1 protein-coding gene is annotated in these 341 nt (G+C 64.5%); it reads left to right on the forward strand.

From position 1 onward, the window contains the following. On the forward strand, positions 1-341 hold a 341-nt coding region (locus XpopCFBP1817_RS21305; protein ID WP_146090216.1), incomplete at both ends, for a transposase.

Below are 341 nucleotides of genomic sequence, written 5' to 3' on the forward strand. Positions count from 1 at the left end.
CCCTTGGCGGTGTGCGTCACCGGCGCCCATCGGCACGACTCGGTCGTGTTCGAGGAGTTGATCGAGGCCTTGCCGCCAATTGGTGGCAAACCAGGGCGCCGGCGACGTTGGCCAGACACATTGCACGCCGACAAGGCCTACGACATCGACCGCTGTCGCGCCTTCCTGAAGCAGCGCGGCATCATTGCGCAGATTGCACGCAAGGGGATCGAGCGCAACGACCGATTGGGCCGTCATCGCTGGGTCGTCGAGCGCACCCACGCCTGGTTCGCAGCCATGGGCAAACTGCGCATCCGCTTTGAACGCCGCATCGATCTCCACTTGGCGTTGCTCTGGCTTGC

Origin of the sequence: Xanthomonas populi, assembly GCF_002940065.1 — a bacterium.
Lineage (GTDB): Bacteria > Pseudomonadota > Gammaproteobacteria > Xanthomonadales > Xanthomonadaceae > Xanthomonas > Xanthomonas populi.